Genomic DNA, 17433 nt, shown 5'->3' with positions numbered 1-17433 from the left:
GGGGCCTCGTTAAAGGAGCCCCCAAAGTGCTTAAGAAAATCATCCTCCTGCTCGTCGGCCTTGGCCTCGTCGGAATCTTTGCTTTATTCTTGGTTTATCAATCAGTTAAATCGAGTCTTCCACAACTCATCACAGTTAAAGACTATGAGCCATTGCTTGTCAGTCAGGTGTATGATCGCAACGGAAAAAAGATCGGCGAATTCTTTCGTGAACGTCGCACTTTAGTTCCTTACGATAAAATTCCAAAAGATCTCGTTCACGCATTCTTAGCGGCAGAGGATGATCAGTTCTTCCAACATAAAGGGATCAATCCTCAAGCTATCTTCCGTGCAGCACTTGCCAATCTTAGAGCCGGTCGGTCAGTTCAAGGGGGATCGACGATCACTCAGCAGGTTGCCAAAACTTTGCTTTTAACTTCCGAAAAAACTTTGACTCGTAAGTTGCGTGACATCTTGCTTGCACTTGAGATGGAAAAAAATCTTAAGAAAGAAGATATTCTTTATCTTTACCTGAACCAAATTTATTTCGGCCAAGGTGCTTACGGTGTTGAACAAGCAGCTCAAACTTATTATCGCAAACCGGTTTCCAAATTAACTCTGCCAGAGATGGCGATCCTAGCGGGTCTTCCACAAGCCCCAAGCGGATACAGTCCGGTCCGCAATCCATTACGCGCAAAGGAACGTCAAATGTACGTTCTTCACCGAATGGCTGAAGTTGGTTTCATCAGCAAAGCACAAGCTGACGAAGCTATTAAAACTCCGGTAAAAGTGTATGTTCGTGAAAACTTCGAAGAGTATGCTCCGTTCTATCTAGAAACTGTTCGTCAGCTTTTAGTAGCTCAATTAGGCGAAGATATGGTTTTAGATAAGGGTTTGAAAATCTACACAAGCCTTGATTTGCCGAAACAATTGGCCGCACAAGATTCCGTGATGGCGGGTCTTAAAAGTTTGGATAAGCGCCAAGGGTATCGTGGTCCTCTGAAGAATTTGTCTAATGAAAAGGAAGTCGAAACATTCTTGAAAGAAGATCGCGCGAAGCTTGTTAGCGATTCGACTCCAGAACGTATTATCAAACCTGATGGCAAGTTTGCAGATATCGTTCCAGCGACGGATAAATCGAAAGCTCATTCGCTTCTTCCATCCTACATTAAATTGCAAGACTCTGTTCAAGGTGTCGTTGAAGGTATCGACGATGCGGCGGGCCTTGTTTACGTAAGACTTCCCGATGCTCAGGGCTTAATTGACTTCGATACAATGACTTGGGCGCGCAAGCCTGACTCTGATAAGCGCTATGATCTTTCGACTATCAAGAGACCCTCTGAGGCTTTAAAAAAGGGAGATGTGATCTTGGTGAAGGTCGTGGGCGATAAGTTCTCTCCTTCACGTGTGATTTCATCTAGCAAAAAGAAAAATGTGGCCGCGCTGAAGCTTCCTGATTTTTCTAAATATGTCGATCTTGAGTTAGATCAAGAGCCGATGGTTGAAGGGGCCCTGCTTTCTATCGATCAACAATCTCAGGATGTTCTGGCGCTAGTTGGTGGTACGAATTTCGCGAAGAGCGAATTCAATCGCGTTCTGCAAGCTCCTCGTCAGACAGGTTCTTCGTTTAAATCAATCGTTTATACTTCAGCTTTGGATAAAGGATATACTCCTGCAACTCCGATCATGGATGCTCCTCTTGTCTACGAAGAAGGTGGGAATAACAACGGCGATGATGAAGGACAGGGAGATCCAAAAGTTTGGAAGCCTGCGAATCACTCGAAAAGTTTCGGTGGCGATATCATCGTAAGAAATGCTTTAGCTCAATCACTTAACGTGCCTGCCGTGAAGGTTATCGAAGATGTCGGCGTTCCTTGGGCTACCGAGTATGCCCATCGTTTGGGAATTTACAGTCCACTGAACCCTGACTTCACATTGGTGCTGGGTTCTTCGAGTGTAACTTTGTATGAGATGACAAAAGTTTTCTCGGAACTAGGTCGCTTGGGTAAACGCACTCGCCCGATGCTGATTCATAAAGTGGAAGATAAAAACGGCAAAGAGCTCATGGAAAATATCTCTTTGGATACTCGTTTTGAAAAAGAGATCAAAACTTTGGATGACGATTTCGAGGCGCGCAGAAAAGATTATCTTGCGATCGCGAAAGAGCCCGCAAAGTTAGAAGAATTCAAAAAGAAAGAGCCAAAAAAATCGGCTCTAGCGGCGAACTTCTTCTTTGATGATCCAGAGCAATTAATCAAGCCAACAACGGCTTATGTTATGACTTCGCTTTTGAAGGGCGTCATCGAGGATAAAAAAGGTACAGGTGCTCGCGCTCGTGCATTGGGTCGTGAAATCGCAGGGAAAACTGGAACTACGAACAACTATTTTGACGCTTGGTTTATTGGTTACAGCCCGCAAATCGCAACAGGTGTATGGGTGGGCTTTGACAAAGAGAAGAGTCTAGGTCGTGGCGAGGTTGGTGGTCGCTCTGCGTTGCCGATCTGGATAGATTACATGAAAGCTGCTCACGAAGGGCTTCCTCAGATGACTTTCCCGGTTCCTGAAGGTATCGTGTTTGCGAACATTGACAGTGACACTGGCAAACTTGCCAATGCCTCGACGAAGAATATTCTTCGTCAGGCTTTCGTTGAAGGAACGGAGCCCACGGCTTCATCCGGTAAGTCGGAAGAAGCGACGGACTTCTACAAACAGGATCTCTCTGAATGAAAGATATTCACCTCTGGGGGGTGAAACAGAACAATCTCAAAAATATCGAGGTTAAGATTCCCGTTGGCTCGATGACGGTGATCTGTGGCCCGAGTGGATCAGGGAAATCTTCTCTGGCATTTGAGACTCTTTTTGCCGAAGGACAGCGTCGATTTATCGAAAGCATGTCCAACTATGCTCGCCAATTTTTGAATAAGGCCCCAAAGCCTGACATCGAAGGCATCAGCAACATCCCGCCGGCAATTTCGATCGAGCAAAAAAACACTGTAAAGAGTTCGCGATCTACTGTCGGCACAACGACCGAGATTATCGATTACCTTCGCTTGCTTTATGAAAAAATTGGCAAGTCTTATTGTCCTACCCATCACTGCCCGACGGAAAAAGAAAGCGTGACCGAAGCGACAGATAAAACGATTAAAAGTTTTACTGGCAAACGCGGTTATATCTTGGTTGAGATCAGTGCGGAAGGACGCGTGGCTGAAGGTAAAAAACTTCACTCGCTGCTTCTTCAAGACGGCTACCTAAGAATTTATATTCCTAAAGTCAGTGAACCGGTTAAGAACACGACGAAGGCCACTAAAAAAGTCAGCGCCAAGAAGACTTCCAAGAAGGAAGTTGCTCCAGAAATTCCAACTCCTGTTGTTGGATCTAACTTGGGAGTTCCCGCGGGTGGCGTGACTTCAGAAGAAATGGGCACCGTTGTTGAAATCGGCGATCAAGCTGCAATCAAAAAAGGTTTGCCTAAAGAAAATTTCTATCTTGTGATCGACCGCATGAGCTTCAACGAAGAAGAGCGTGGTCGTATTGCTGACTCTTTGACTCAAGCTTATGAAGCAAGCATCAAGTACAACACAAACTTGACGACTCGTAAGGCAACAATCTTGACGACAGAAGGTCAACGCTTGCAAGTCAGCGAAGAGGCTTCTTGTCCTGTGTGTGGCTATACTCCGCCGCCGCTGACATCTCGTCTTTTCAGTTTTAATTCTCCGATTGGAGCTTGTCCTACTTGTAAGGGCTTCGGAAATATTCTTGATATTGATGAAGGCAAAGTGATTCCCAATCCAGCGATGAGTTTGGCACAAGGTGCTTTGAGCCCGTTCTGGATGCCAAGCGCCGCTCACGAGAAAAAGCAGCTTCTGACTTATTGTAAGAAAGCGAAGATCGATGTTCACACTCCTTGGAAAGAACTTCCTAAGGATCAGCGTGATGTGATTTGGAATGGCAATAAAGAATTCTTCGGTGTACGCGGTTTGTTCGAGTACCTTGATCAAATCAAATATAAAATGCACGTGCGTGTTTTCATCGCACGCTTTAGAAGTCCATTCCTTTGCCCGACGTGCAAAGGTGCTCGCCTTCGCGAAGAAGCTAATCACGTTTTGATTTCCAATGCGAATATCAATCAGTTGTCTCATATGACGATTGAAGATTTGAACCACTTCTTCCAGAAATTGGAATTAGCTCCGCATCAATTGGAAGTGGCTCATGAAGTTCTCAAGCAGATTCGCTCTCGCTTAGAGTTTTTAATGAGGGTCGGAGTGCACTATCTTTCACTCAGCCGTGAAACAAGGACCCTGTCTGGCGGTGAATACCAACGTCTGATTCTTGCGAATCAGCTAGGCATGGGGCTGTCGCAAGCCCTTTACGTTCTTGATGAGCCAACAGTGGGTTTGCATCCGCGCGATAATGATCGATTGATTTCGATCTTGAAGGACTTAAAGGAACTTGGAAACACTTTGGTGATCGTTGAGCATGACCATGACGTGATCAAAGCCAGCGAAAACATCATCGAAATGGGACCAGGATCTGGATATCTTGGTGGAGAAGTCGTTTACTCTGGCGCCACTGAAGACTTCTACAATTTCGATAAATCAAACACCGTTCCTTATTTGAAGCCGAGCAAGAATAAAGCTCCATTAAGAGTTGTTCGTCCTGTGGATGTCGACACTTACAAAGTGAAATTGCTTTTGAAAGGCGCTAAAGGCCACAACCTTAAGAATCTTGATGTTGTGTTCCCTTTAAATCGTCTGGTGACTGTCACTGGTGTGAGTGGTTCTGGGAAATCGACTTTGATTTCGAAGACTCTTTACCCGGCGCTGGCTCGTGCACTTGATATTGAATACATTCCGTCGCAAGAATATTCGGCTCTTGAGGGTGTTGAACATATTAAGAACGTGCTTTTGATCGACCAATCACCGATTGGCAAATCTGCGCGCAGTTCACCGATCACTTATCTAAAGGCTTTCGATGCTATTCGTACCATTATGGCAGCGACCCAGGAATCGCAATCTCGTGGTTATACTCCGGGAACATTCAGCTTGAACGTGGATGGCGGTCGTTGTCCTGCTTGCAAAGGGACTGGCTACGAGGAAATCGACATGATGTTCATGGATAACGTTGTTATCCCGTGTGACGTTTGTGATGGTAAAAAATACCGTCCCGAGATCCTCGAAATTAAGTATAAAGACAAAAATATTTCTGAGATTTTGAGTATGACTGTGAATGAAGCCATGAACTTCTTCGTAGCGCATCCCAATATCAGAAAACCCCTCAGCGTCCTTAAAGAAGTGGGTTTGGATTACCTACAATTGGGTCAACCGGCCAACTCTTTGAGCGGCGGGGAATCTCAACGCCTTAAAATCGCTAAAGAGCTTTCACAGGTGCAGCAAAAGTCGACTTTGTACATCCTGGATGAGCCTACAACGGGCCTTCATTTCCGTGAGGTGGATCTTCTTATGAAAGTCCTCAATAAACTCATCGAAACGGGAGGAAGCGTCGTAGTTGTGGAGCATAATTTGGACGTGATTCGCGGATCTGATTATGTGATTGACCTGGGTCCCGAAGCAGGTAAAAAAGGCGGAAACATTGTGGCCCAAGGAACCCCTGACGACATCATGAAGGCTAAAAAAAGCCTTACGGGCCAATATTTGAAACGCTACGTGGAAGAACACACGGGCAAATAAAACGGAAATCACAGAATGTTAGTTGAAGTTAAAAAGATTCTTGCTGAAGCAAAACCACACAAGAAAATCCTCGTGATTGTTGCCATCGGCGGTATCGTCAATGCGGCGGCCTCTGCAAGAATGGCTCTTTTGATTAAGCCCCTGTTCGACAACTTAGCGAAAGCAGAATTCCATCAAGTTATTTCATTAGCGCCGTGGGCATTAGGTCTATCCATCATTGCGGGTATCGCACGTTACTTCCATATCTATCTGATGAACTATGTGGCGGAGTGTATTACTCAAAGCCTTCGTCAAAAGTTGCAACAGAAATTCATGAAATTGAATCTATCCTTCCACAACAGCTACCAAACAGGATCTGGTGGTTTGATCAGTTTGATCTTAAATGATATCGGCGCGATTCAAGATGGTCTGCGCATGGTAGCGGATACGTTCTTGCATCCATTGTTGTTCATTTTCCTTTTGGGTAATTTACTTATCATCGACTGGAAGTTGACTCTTGCCACTTTGGTTTTGGTGCCTATCATTGGAACTTTCCTGAAATCCACTTCACGCAGCCTTCGCAAGTACACTCCAATCGGTCAGGCCTATCTGCAAAAGATGACTTCGACGATCAAGGAAAGCATCGACGGCGTACGTATTATCCAATCGTTCAATCTTGAAAAAGTCATGGCTGATCGTTTGGTGGATGAGTCAAAAGACTATTTGGCAACTCGCAAAATAGTACATGCTCGTACTGAAATCATGGGACCCGTGACAGAGACTTTGGCCACTGCCATCGTGATGTTGGTTCTTCTGTATGAAACTTACGAGGTATCTCAAGGTCGCTCCACTCCGGGCACGTTCGTGGGCTTCATCGCTTCGTTGTTGATGTTGAATGCTCCGATCAAAAAATTTCAAGAATCTTACGTGCGCATTCAATCCGTAGCTGCAGTAGCAAGACGTGTTTTCGACGTCCTTGAAGATCCAAATGAAGTTCCTCTTAGCACTGTGAATGCTCCATTCCCCAAGGACTGGAAAAAGATCACTTATAAAAATGTCTCTTTCTCTTACGGTCGCGAGATGATTTTGAAAAACGTCAATCTTGAGATCAAACGCGGCGAAATGCTGGCCCTTGTGGGCGCCAGTGGCAGCGGCAAATCAACAATCGTAAACTTGTTGGAACGCTTCTTTGATGCCACTTCAGGCGATATCTTCTTTGATGACGTGAATATTCGCGACATCGAATTGACAGATCTTCGTCGCAATATCGCTCTAGTTACTCAAGATGTGTTCTTATTCAGCGATACTATCGAAAACAATATTGCTGCTGGAAATCGCGATCGTGATAAAAAAGATGTGGTTCGCATGGCGACCTTGGCCAACGCCAATGATTTCATCATGAAAATGCCCGAAGGCTATCAAAGCCGTGTCGGCGATCGCGGCAATCTTTTGTCTGGTGGTGAAAAACAACGCGTGAGTATTGCTCGCGCCATGTTCAAAGATGCACCTTTGTTGATTCTTGATGAAGCAACAAGTGCTCTTGATACTGCGAGTGAGATTGAAGTTCAAAAAGGTCTGGATCACTTAATGGAAGGTCGTACAGCGCTTGTTATCGCTCACCGTCTTTCAACTATCCAAAAGGCAGACAAAATCGTTGTTCTTAAATCCGGCGAGATCGTTGAGATCGGTAGTCACCACGAGCTTCTGGCTGAAGAAGGTGAATACCACCGATTCCACAGCCTTCAACACACTTAATTCTGTAGCTTATATTTTCGGACAATGAAAAGCGCCATCGCTGCATAGATGATGGCGCAAAATAATCCAGACTCTCCACCTAAATACGGAACCAACGGACCTGCTTTATAGAAGACAGGAATTACGGCCTGCATCCACACATTGTGACCAGCATGAGCCAGTCCCGCTGGAAACACTGAATTCGATATTGAACGCAAATATCCTAAGAAAAAACTAAAGCTTGTCACGGCAACGGTAAAACAAATGACATTCACCCATGGCTTCTCGGAACTTGCGTAATTCGCGAAAAGAATCAGCGGCCAATGCCACACGCTCCAAATCAGCCCTATAATCAGATTGCGCTTATTAAAGCTTAACTCTTTTAATTTTGAAGTTAGAAATCCTCGCCAGCCGATTTCTTCACCTATGGCACTTAGAAATGAAACAGCAACACCCATTGTTGGCAAAATTAACAAGGCCTGAGCTAGAACCAAATGCACACTGCCTTTCTTTAAAATTAGATCTTCGCCAATTTCAAATTCTGCGACTCGTGAAGCGATTAAGAGCAAAACGATTAGCATCGCAGCGACGGCCGGGACACAATATGCAGCTATAGTCGACTTCCAGTCGGGATTCTTAAACCCAAGACTTTGCAAATTGCGATCGAAGATGAGAGCTAATGCGAATCCGATCAGACCCGGCGTCCACATAATAGCCACGATCCGCAGAAGATCGTTCATGCCGCTATCTCGAATAATGAAGTACTCTTCGATTGCAGAGATGATGAAGGTTGCGAAAATGAATACAATAGCTTGAAATTTTGGCTTCACGTCGATCATTTCTTGATCATAGTGTAAGTATCCTTGGCAGACCAAGATCTAGTTTGTCTCAATTTGCATCGCTCAGCTGCAGATAAAATGTTTTAACTCGCAGAAGTCGAGGTTTGCATGATTTTTAGACATCTTCGCTAAAGTTCGTCTAGTTTCTTGACGATAAAAGAATCGACACTTTTTTACGGTCAACGACTGGAAGGGACATATCATGATTAATTGGGATGAGTTTGAACATATACATGTGATCAAAAAACTCAAACATATCCTTAGCGCTTGGTGGAATATCGACGTTGTCTTCACTGACGAGCGCGGAATGCTTAAAGGCTATGATTCAGATAAAGCGGGGTTCAATAACCCAGCAATCGCTGCTCTTGTGAATAAAGAAGCAGGCCAAGCAAGCATCGCAGACCTGGTATCTAAATCTTTGGATGATCTTCGCACTTCACAAAATCGTTACAGCCTGCGCAAGTGGGACATGGTTGGTTTTGACGTTGGTGTCTTCCCGATTATGATCGAAAATGATTGCGTAGGTACTGTGGTAGCGATGGGCTTCTTCCGTGAGGCAAACTTCTCTTCTCGCTTGCACGAGATTCGTGATCGTTTGGCTGCTTTTGGCATGTCAGGCGAAGTGATCGAAAAATGCTTGGGTAAATTGAAGTTCCTTGATGATCACGAGCGCACTCACTTTTCTGAGCTTTGCGAACTTGTGGCTCAAGAGATCGTGACTCTTCACTTAGAAATCTCTTCTCGTGAAGACCGCATTAAAGAATTGAATAAAGAATTGGGCAACAGATTTAAATACGACAACATGATCGGTAAATCTAAGCCAATGCAATCTTTGTACGCTTTGCTTGATAAAATCAAAGGTGCAGATTCAACAGTTCTAGTTCAAGGGGAAAACGGTACTGGTAAAGAGTTGATCGCGAAATCGATCCACTACAACTCAAACCGTAAAGACAAACCTTTCATCATCCAAAACTGTTCTGCATTCAATGACAACTTGTTGGAATCAGAATTATTCGGTCACATCAAGGGATCGTTCACTGGCGCCTTGAAAGACAAAAAAGGTCTTTTCGAAATGGCCGACAAAGGAACATTCTTCCTGGATGAGATCGGTGATACTTCACCACAAATGCAAGTTAAGCTTCTTCGCGTATTGCAAGAAGGCACTTTCATGCCAGTAGGTGCGACAGAGTCTAGAAAAGTAGACGTGCGTATCGTGGCGGCGACGAACAGAAATCTAAAAGAAATGGTTGAGCAAGGTACATTCCGTGAGGACTTGTACTACCGCTTGAACGTTATCAACATCCGAGTTCCACCTCTTCGTGAAAGAAAAGAAGATATTCCGTTCTTGACGGATTTCTTCCTTAACAAAATTCATGAACAACAAGGTGGTCAAAAACGTCAGTTGACGAAACGTGCCTTGGAAAAATTGTATGATTATCCATGGCCAGGTAACGTGCGTGAATTGCAAAATGAAATCGAAAGACTTTGTGTTCTTTCTGGCGACGAAACAAAATTGATGGCTGAACTTCTTTCACCAAAAGTTTTGGAAGCTGGCGAGAAAAACAAAGTTCAGGGCTCTCGTTTGCAAGGTAAGTTGAAAGATGCGTTGGAAGACCTCGAGCGCGAAATGATTCGCGAAGGCCTTCGTCGCACAGGTTGGAATAAATCCAAGCTTGCAAAAGAACTTGGCATCAGCCGTGCGGGTCTTATCATGAAAGTTGAAAAATACGGCCTTGATAAACGCAAAATCGCTCGCTAACCCGAGCTGATAAATTTAACATCCAGAAGGGGCTTTAAAAGCCCCTTCTTTTTTGGACGTCCTTATGTCGGTACTGAAAATTTTCGTCTCTGCTGCACTTCTTAGCTTCGCGCTTTCCGCCAGGGCTCGCCCTGCGTGTGAAGATATCAACGTCAATGACCCTTCTGTTCCCGAGTGCCCAACAAGTGGTTCGACTCTTCTGCCTGAAACATATCCTTTGATGGCGGCCGTTGTAAGTGACAGTGACGGCGGCTCTGAATGGGTTCGCTCTTATGTGATGAATGTGCTTAAAGCACAATCAAAGAATCCTCCGCAATTTATTCTTCCTGTCAGCGATGAAACTTATAGCTCTGTTGTTGCTGCTATTAAGAAACAAGCGCCGAATGCAGCCACCGCGCAAAAATGGTTGAGTTCTTTAACCCAAGTGCCTGGCGATCGATACAACTGGCAACAGGATTACTTTGAATCTTTCTTTGATAAGAAAACTGGCAAACCTGTCGTACGCAAAGTACAAGGTTATGATCGTGACGGAAACAGCTTCTTGAATCTTTCAACGGGTCTTCAAAAGAACTGCAATATCACGACAGATGGAATTCTGCCGACGCCAGGTGAAGGCGACAATGGAATCCGCCCGGGCTATTATGGCGGTAATATTGAAGCCCTGGGTGACTTCTGTGTTTTAGGCGACGACCACTTCGAGGGTCATGAGTGGGATGACTATCACAAGCAATTTTGCGGCAGCGATAAAAACGTTATTAAAGCTCCGACAAGCTTCTTGATGGTTGGTCACGCTGATGAAATGTTTAAGACTGTTCCAGTTCCAGGCAAAAAAGCTCCGTGCAATATCGCGGTTGCCGTAGCCTCCCCTCGCAAAGCTGTCGATTTAATGAGGGCCAATCCTAGCGAAAAGACCTTTGATTTCATGGGTTCTTTAAAGGGTCACGATCTGACAGATCGCATGCGCTCGACATCTTACGCACGAGCTTGTCATATGATTAACGGTGACGTTCAGCAAATCGATACTCGAGATAACGGTGCTGTTTCTTTGTTCTATTCTTTACTTAATAAAATGGCTTATGCGGGCACTATCATCGGCGGAACAACTGACGAAGACGCCCTTCGCTGCGCTAATATTAAAAATGGCGATTTCGTGAGGGCCTTCGAGCAGGATTCAGAACTCAATCAGTTCAATAAAATTGTTCAATCACAGATGGACTCTTTCATTGCTGACGTTAAAGCCAAGTTTAAAGAAAGAAATCACTGCGAACCACAGATCATTGAACTTCCCTATTTATTCCAAGGCAGTGTCGTCAAAGAAAATGGTAAAGTAACAATCGAGGAAGGAACGGGTCTTTCTATCTTCCCAAATCCTTCCAATGGCGAGGTTGTGGGATCTACCATGATTCTGCCCGATCCTGCGAATTCAACATTTAGAAAATATATTTCTTCTGAATATCAAAAGCTAGGATTGAAGACTTCTTACGTGGATACGCAGTTTGCGCATTCTCTTTACGGAAACCTTCACTGCTCTTCACATGCACTTCGCTATTGCAGGCCGAAGAGATAAAAGGTGCTTATGAAAATCATCTTCTTCGCCTTCTCTTTACTGACTTCCACTTCCGCTTTCGCCAAAGTTATTGTTTGCAATGGAGCAGCTGAAGGACAAACACTGACGATGGAACTTACTTCCAAACGCCAAGGGTTCTTGCTCATTAAAAATGCTCAAGGCGAGAAGACTTCATGCGAGCTTTCAGTGCTCAGCTTGCAAGACAATCGCAAAGGCCTTGTTTCAATAATCATGACTCAGTTCGTGCGCGAATTTCAGTGCACACCGAAGACATCTTTGGAAAGTTCGATCCCGAAGACGCTGGATTTCCGCTTGAACTTTGATCGGCATGGCAAAGTTCACGGCGACTTCAAATGGAAGTCTTACTCGCCTCATGTGAAATGCGAAGTCACTCAACTCGATCTGCAATCAGTCGGAATGCCTGCGGCACCCGGTGCCCTTAAAGGTCCTCCGCCCTAAAGAAATTACCTTGTTGAATTAAAAGTAGCGATGTTTTGAGGTCTAAAATGCCGCTCTTTTTTCGTGCAGGTGCACGACCTATCTATTTGAAATCTTGCGCTATTCCACAAACTCGCCCCAGTTGGCATTGCCTTTGTATATTGGAATCTGTGAGTAAGGGGTGCTTGGTCTATGCAGAACTCAACGTTAGATAGTTCATTCGTGAATCGCTTGAAGCAAATCCTAGCAAGTCGCTATGGGAAGGGGTTGCAGATTCGTCAATTGATGGATCTTTCTGAGCTTGAATCCGAAGAGGAAGTTTTCACGCGGGGGCGTGACCTTCATGTACCTATTAAAGTGAACGGGGCATTTTTAGGTACAGCCGTTGTTCCTTCTGCAGACGACCTGAATTCAGAAAAACGCCAAGGGGTGGCTCAACTTATCCGCATGGTTTTGGAACCTGCGATGTACAAATGGTACCTCGATCAACGCGAGGCCAATCTTGCCGAAATCAGCAAGGCGAATGTGTCTTTGGATAACGTTCATCTGTTCGCCGAAGAAATGCCTTCTATCGAAGAACTTATTGAAGAAAATGAAGACCAGGTCCAAAGCCCAGGTTTTGAATTGATCTCTCAACTGATTCATTTGGAAGGTCATTCAGACACCACAAACAAGAAAGTCGCTTTGCAGCTGCATGAGATGACAGGACGTTGGGCATTCGTTCCGTTCAACGATATTAAAGGCCAACTTCATTCAGCTTTTGATATTTCTAAAATGGGCGGCATGACGATCTTCATCGAAAATGCAGACCAACTGAATGCCGCTGAACAAGAGCTCTTAATGGAATACCTTGCTGAAGAGCGTGGCTCTGAAGAACCTCTAATTATTACGAGCTCTAAGCTGAGTGCTGATGAACTTGAAAACATGGAAGGTCTTTCCTCAGCCTTGGTCGATGAGTTGACTGTGAATGCATTCGAAGTCGATCGCGCTCCGTTGACAATGCAAGGTTTGAAAGAGGTCCTCGAGCTGTTCTTCATTAAAGACGGACCCATCGACGCCTAGTCCATCCAGGGAATCCCAGCGAGGATTTCCTCTTGAAAATCAAATGAGTGTCTGTGAGAATTTTTCTTATGGTCACTCATGATGAATATTTAGTTCCATTCTTAGATCGTTCCCTGGGCTCTAACGCTTACAAAGTTTTCTCTTTGGCGGGGGATGCTTCCAATCGCCGTTATTATCGCGTCGTCCTTGATCATCAGTCTTGGGTATTGATGCGTTGGGAACCATTCGATCCCAAGAATTATCCGTTCATCAGTGTTTTGAATCACTTTGCAAAAAACGGTGTTCATGTTCCAGAGATCATCTCGATGTCTCCCGAAGAGGGCCTAGTTCTTCTTGAAGATCTTGGCGATTTGACCTTGGAAAGAAAATTCTGGGAAAGCCAACAACAAGAAGCCTCCATGGATTTCTATAAAATGGCCGTCGATGAAATTGTTAAGATTCATCACCCTGCTACTTTGGACCGATCTGACGATTGCATAGCATTCAAGATGCAGTTTGATACAGAAAAATTCCTCTGGGAAATGAACTACGGCAAAGACAATCTTCTTTCTGGGGTTTTGAAATTTCCATTTTCAGAAAAAAGCAATAAGGAAATCTCTGACATCTTCCTTGATATCTGTTCGAAACTTCATCAAGAACCAAAACGCATCGCTCATCGCGACTATCACTCTCGAAATCTGATGATCAAGCTTGATCAAATGGAAGTGATTGATTTCCAAGATGCTCGCCTGGGTCCTATTCAGTATGACCTTGTCAGCCTCATGCGTGACTCTTATGTCGACATGAATGACTCGATGGCAAAGACTTTGATCAATTATTATCTTGATCAGTCGAAACCCTACTTACCAAAAGACTTCTCGCGCGAGCACTTTGATCGCATCTACGAATTGCAATCAATTCAACGTTGTTTTAAGGCTTGTGGAAGTTTTGCTAGCTTCTATCACCTTCGCCAAGACAAACGTTATTTAAAATATCTTTCCGGAACTCTTCGTCGTGTGATGAAAGCCATCAATGAATTTCCTGAATACAAAGTATTTGCGGATATCTTGATTGATTCAGGTGCGTTGGAAAGAAAGTACGAATCTTTATGAATGTAATGCTATTGGCGGCAGGCGAAGGCACCCGTCTTCGTCCTTACACGAATCAGTTGCCGAAACCGGCTATTCCTTTTTTGAATCTGCCACTAGCTTCACACTCTTTGGGCTTCTTGCGTGATCTCGAGATCAATAAGCTCGTCGTTAATACATTTCATCTTCCTGAAAAAGTTCACACTCTTTTCCACAAGATTCCCCACAATGCGAAGTCCCTGCATTTTTCTGACGAGGTCGGAGAAATTTTAGGGAACGGCGGTGGCCTTGGAAAAGCTCGTGAACATTTCCAGGGAGATGGCGATTTTATCATGATGAACTCGGATGAAGTGATTCTTCCGAAAGATTCTGAATGTGTGAAAAAAGCGATTGCCCAACACAAAGCTAGTGGTGCCATTGCTACGATCATGGTTATGGATCATCCAGGCGTAGGCACTCAGTTCGGCGGCGTTTGGGTTGATGAAAAGAATCAAGTAAAAGGCTTCGGCAAAACTGCTATCGAAGGAGCTAAAAAAGCTTGGCACTTTATTGGTGTACAGATTCTTTCCGAGCGCATTTTTCAATATATTCCCACTCAAGGTGCTTCGAATATTCTGTATGACGTTGTGGCCGTTGCTATTGCAAACGGCGAAAAAGTGGAATGCTATCCTTTTGAAGCCACGTGGTTCGAAACGGGAAATCCTAAGGATTTCTTGGAAGCCTCTGAAAAGTGTCTGAATTATTTGATGGATGCAGAAAATATTCTTGAACGCTCTGCCCTAGAGTGGACACTGAAACGTTATTCAAATTCGAAAATGATCTCGCAAAACTTTGAAGGTGCTCACTTGCACTTTTCAAGTGAGGCACGCATTGATACAACTTCTAAGTTTTCTGGATTTGTTTGTATGGCAGAAGGCAGTCGTTTGCCGTACGGATGCAACCTGAAGAATGTCGTTGTTGGCGAGGGCGTTCATGTCGCCCCCGGCACGCAAGCAGAAAACACTCTGCTTTTATAATTACTTATAAAGAAGATATTTCTTACTTTCTTTCACCCAAGATTTTTCATCTTTGGCTAGCTGCTTATCCAAATCAGCCGGCTTGGAATTTTTATTTTCAATCCAATCTTTAAGCGCAGGTCCACCATTGATCACATTGAAAGCCAATTTATCTTTCACGTATTCATAAGCGAAATCTCGATAGATTGGATAGTCAGGATAAAGCTCTCGAATCACTTTCAGCATCAATGCCACCAAACGGAATGGTTTAAACTGCGCATGATTGTAAGCATCGCAATCTGTGTGGAATTGAAATCCGTGACACAGTTTTCCTTGATGCTTGTGGAAAGTGGGCTCAAAGAAGCACTCCCGCAAGATAACACCCTTGTGCCATTGCGGAGCTTTCTTTTTCATCTCTTTCAAAACTTTTCCGAAGTCGATGTCAGAGGCACCGATGATTTCCAATGCCCTTGTTGTTCCACGACCTTCTGATAAAGTTGTTCCTTCGATAAGGACAGTGCCCGGATATGCGCGAGCCATGTTCAATGATGCCGCATTTGGTGATGGATTTACCCAAGGACGTTTGATGTCCCAGCCAAAACCTGGCGCTTTATTTGGCGCATAACCTTTCATCTTGATGATGTCGAGCTCAAGGCTTAGTTGATAATGATCTTTGAAGTAAAGTGCCAGCTCGCCCACAGTCAGACCGTGACGCATAGGAATTGGAGCAGCCCCAACGAAAGACTCCCAGCCTGGAAGCATGCGGAAACCTTCAATCACGCGACCCGCCGGATTCGGACGATCCAGAATGATCATTCTTTTATTCAATTTTGAACACTCTTCCATCATGTAAAGCAACGTCGTGATGAAAGTGTAGATACGACAACCCAAATCTTGAAGGTCGAAAAGAACAACATCGAAGTGTGACATCATCTCAGCTGTCGGCCTTCTGACTTCACCGTACAAGCTGAAGATAGGGATTTTTAAAACAGGATCTACGAAGTCAGGGCTTTCCACCATGTTGTCTTGCTTATCGCCACGAACTCCGTGCTGAGGTCCGAAGGCGCATGTGATGTTCAGCTTTTTTGAAAGAAGATCTAGGCTGTGCCGAAGTTCAGAATCAACACTAGCAGGATGGCAGATCAAGCCAACTCGTTTGCCTTTTAAAGATTTCAAACGTTTCGCATCAGATAAGAGAACTTCAAGACCCAATTTCATAACTAGCAATTCCTTTTCGTTATTAGTCTAACGAGAAATTGCTCATTGGGTATTATTTTTTAAAAATTTCGACTGAGGATTGTGAACTGAGTGTTTTGTTATACTCACTCAGCCCATAGATTTACTTTTGAAGGGCAAGGTCTGCAGCACCAAAGAAAGAGTCTTGGCTTTCTTTCACTTTATAACGACGACTCATCATCAAGAAAATGCTATCAGCGGCCACACCAATTGGTTCGCCGTTATAATTCTTCGACATACCTGAAAAGCTTGAAGGATCACGACCGCTGTTTTTTCCAAGTCCAGTTCCCGCCATACGACCACCACCCATTCCTGGATCGCCGCTGCTTGAGGATGAGCCACTACTCCCACCGCCGCCAGCGCCACCGCCATCTTCATAGCCGTTTTCTTTAGTGGCCGCCGCGATGTTTGGATTTACTTTTTCGAGTTTTGCCAGAGCTTTCTTTTCAGCTTCGGCATTGGCAGCCATTGCGCCAGCGATAGCGCCCTGAGGAATGCCGGCAGCGGCCATATTGCTCGCCGATGAAAGATCCGATGCTGAATATGTTTTATCGCCAACAGTAAAGGCACCTGTTTTGGGATTATAAATACCCTGTGCCTCAAGAGTTTTTAACGTAGAGCCCACTGCCTGATAGTTTGGATCTTTAACCGCCGCAGATACATAGGGATTAGAGGAGTCTGTTCCACCAGAGGGATTCAACCCACCGAATCCGTCCGTCGCAAAGCCTGTGGCGTCCGCAGTCCCAGCGGCTGATCCATGCTCGTTACCTTGGGCAATGTTAGTAAGACCCATACTTACCATCAATACTCCCGCAGCCACTTCGCCCCAGTTTTCGCTTGAACTACCTGCCTTAATCATCATCCCACCCATGACAACTTCAGCACCGCCAGTCACATAGTTCAACGCCTGAGCCATCCCATTGCCGCTACTAGACTGATTTGCACCTTGATTCACCGTTGGTTGAGAATCTTGTGTGGCTGTCGTGGTTGTACCCGTTGCGAGACCACCGGCCGCGCCTGCCTCATAGGAACTTATAAGAATGCTGACAACACAAAGAGTTGATACTATTTTTTTATTCATAAGAACCAACC

Annotated in this window: 12 protein-coding genes; 9 read left to right on the top strand and 3 right to left on the bottom strand. The window is 44.7% G+C overall.

Features of this window, described 5'->3' with window-relative positions; all coding sequences use genetic code 11:
- Nucleotides 1-26: 26 nt before the first annotated feature.
- From VF412_RS10600 to VF412_RS10590, 3 genes are read left to right on the top strand one after another with little or no spacing between them, the layout of a single operon-like run.
- Complete coding sequence (locus tag VF412_RS10600; RefSeq protein WP_331339215.1) at nucleotides 27-2705, top strand: PBP1A family penicillin-binding protein; 2679 nt, start codon at nucleotides 27-29, stop codon at nucleotides 2703-2705.
- Nucleotides 2702-5665: an excinuclease ABC subunit UvrA gene (gene uvrA / locus VF412_RS10595; protein WP_331339214.1), complete on the top strand. Its 2964-nt coding sequence runs from the start codon at nucleotides 2702-2704 to the stop codon at nucleotides 5663-5665. The genes VF412_RS10600 and uvrA overlap by 4 nt, the downstream gene beginning before the upstream one ends.
- A gap of 15 nt (nucleotides 5666-5680) precedes the next feature.
- Entirely contained in the window at nucleotides 5681-7399 is a 1719-nt protein-coding gene (locus VF412_RS10590) for an ABC transporter ATP-binding protein (RefSeq protein ID WP_331339213.1), read from the top strand.
- Here VF412_RS10590 and VF412_RS10585 read toward each other — a convergent pair.
- The gene (locus tag VF412_RS10585) at nucleotides 7396-8217 is read right to left on the bottom strand and encodes a CPBP family intramembrane glutamic endopeptidase (protein WP_331339212.1); all 822 of its coding nucleotides are present in this window, start codon (nucleotides 8215-8217) and stop codon (nucleotides 7396-7398) included. The genes VF412_RS10590 and VF412_RS10585 overlap by 4 nt on opposite strands.
- A 202-nt stretch (nucleotides 8218-8419) precedes the next feature.
- On the opposite strand from VF412_RS10585, the gene VF412_RS10580 reads away from it, so the two are divergent.
- The 6 genes from VF412_RS10580 (at nucleotide 8420) to VF412_RS10555 (ending at nucleotide 15126) form a co-directional block, all read left to right on the top strand.
- On the top strand, nucleotides 8420-9976 hold the full coding sequence (locus VF412_RS10580) for a sigma 54-interacting transcriptional regulator (RefSeq protein ID WP_331339211.1): 1557 nt from the start codon (nucleotides 8420-8422) through the stop codon (nucleotides 9974-9976).
- 64 nt (nucleotides 9977-10040) lie between these two features.
- A complete protein-coding gene (locus VF412_RS10575; RefSeq protein ID WP_331339210.1) occupies nucleotides 10041-11543 on the top strand; it encodes a protein-arginine deiminase family protein in 1503 nt (500 codons plus the stop codon).
- 9 nt (nucleotides 11544-11552) lie between these two features.
- Nucleotides 11553-12002: a hypothetical protein gene (locus VF412_RS10570; protein ID WP_331339209.1), complete on the top strand. Its 450-nt coding sequence runs from the start codon at nucleotides 11553-11555 to the stop codon at nucleotides 12000-12002.
- 171 nt (nucleotides 12003-12173) lie between these two features.
- The gene (locus VF412_RS10565; RefSeq protein WP_331339208.1) at nucleotides 12174-13043 is read left to right on the top strand and encodes a hypothetical protein; all 870 of its coding nucleotides are present in this window, start codon (nucleotides 12174-12176) and stop codon (nucleotides 13041-13043) included.
- A gap of 53 nt (nucleotides 13044-13096) precedes the next feature.
- Nucleotides 13097-14134 (top strand): aminoglycoside phosphotransferase family protein, encoded by a 1038-nt coding sequence (locus tag VF412_RS10560; RefSeq protein WP_331339207.1) that lies wholly within the window; start codon nucleotides 13097-13099, stop codon nucleotides 14132-14134.
- Nucleotides 14131-15126 carry a nucleotidyltransferase family protein gene (locus tag VF412_RS10555; RefSeq protein ID WP_331339206.1) on the top strand — a complete coding sequence of 332 codons (996 nt, stop codon included), beginning with the start codon at nucleotides 14131-14133 and terminating at the stop codon, nucleotides 15124-15126. Before VF412_RS10560 ends, VF412_RS10555 begins: the two co-directional genes overlap by 4 nt.
- Here the strand turns inward: VF412_RS10555 and VF412_RS10550 are convergent, their stop codons facing one another.
- A complete protein-coding gene (locus VF412_RS10550) occupies nucleotides 15127-16323 on the bottom strand; it encodes a DUF1343 domain-containing protein (RefSeq protein ID WP_331339205.1) in 1197 nt (398 codons plus the stop codon).
- A 121-nt stretch (nucleotides 16324-16444) separates the two neighbouring features.
- Entirely contained in the window at nucleotides 16445-17422 is a 978-nt protein-coding gene (locus VF412_RS10545) for a hypothetical protein (RefSeq protein ID WP_331339204.1), read from the bottom strand.
- Nucleotides 17423-17433 lie beyond the last annotated feature (11 nt).

Source organism: Bdellovibrio sp., from assembly GCF_036384735.1.
Classification (GTDB): domain Bacteria; phylum Bdellovibrionota; class Bdellovibrionia; order Bdellovibrionales; family Bdellovibrionaceae; genus Bdellovibrio.
This window is presented reverse-complemented; position numbering and strand designations above follow the sequence as displayed.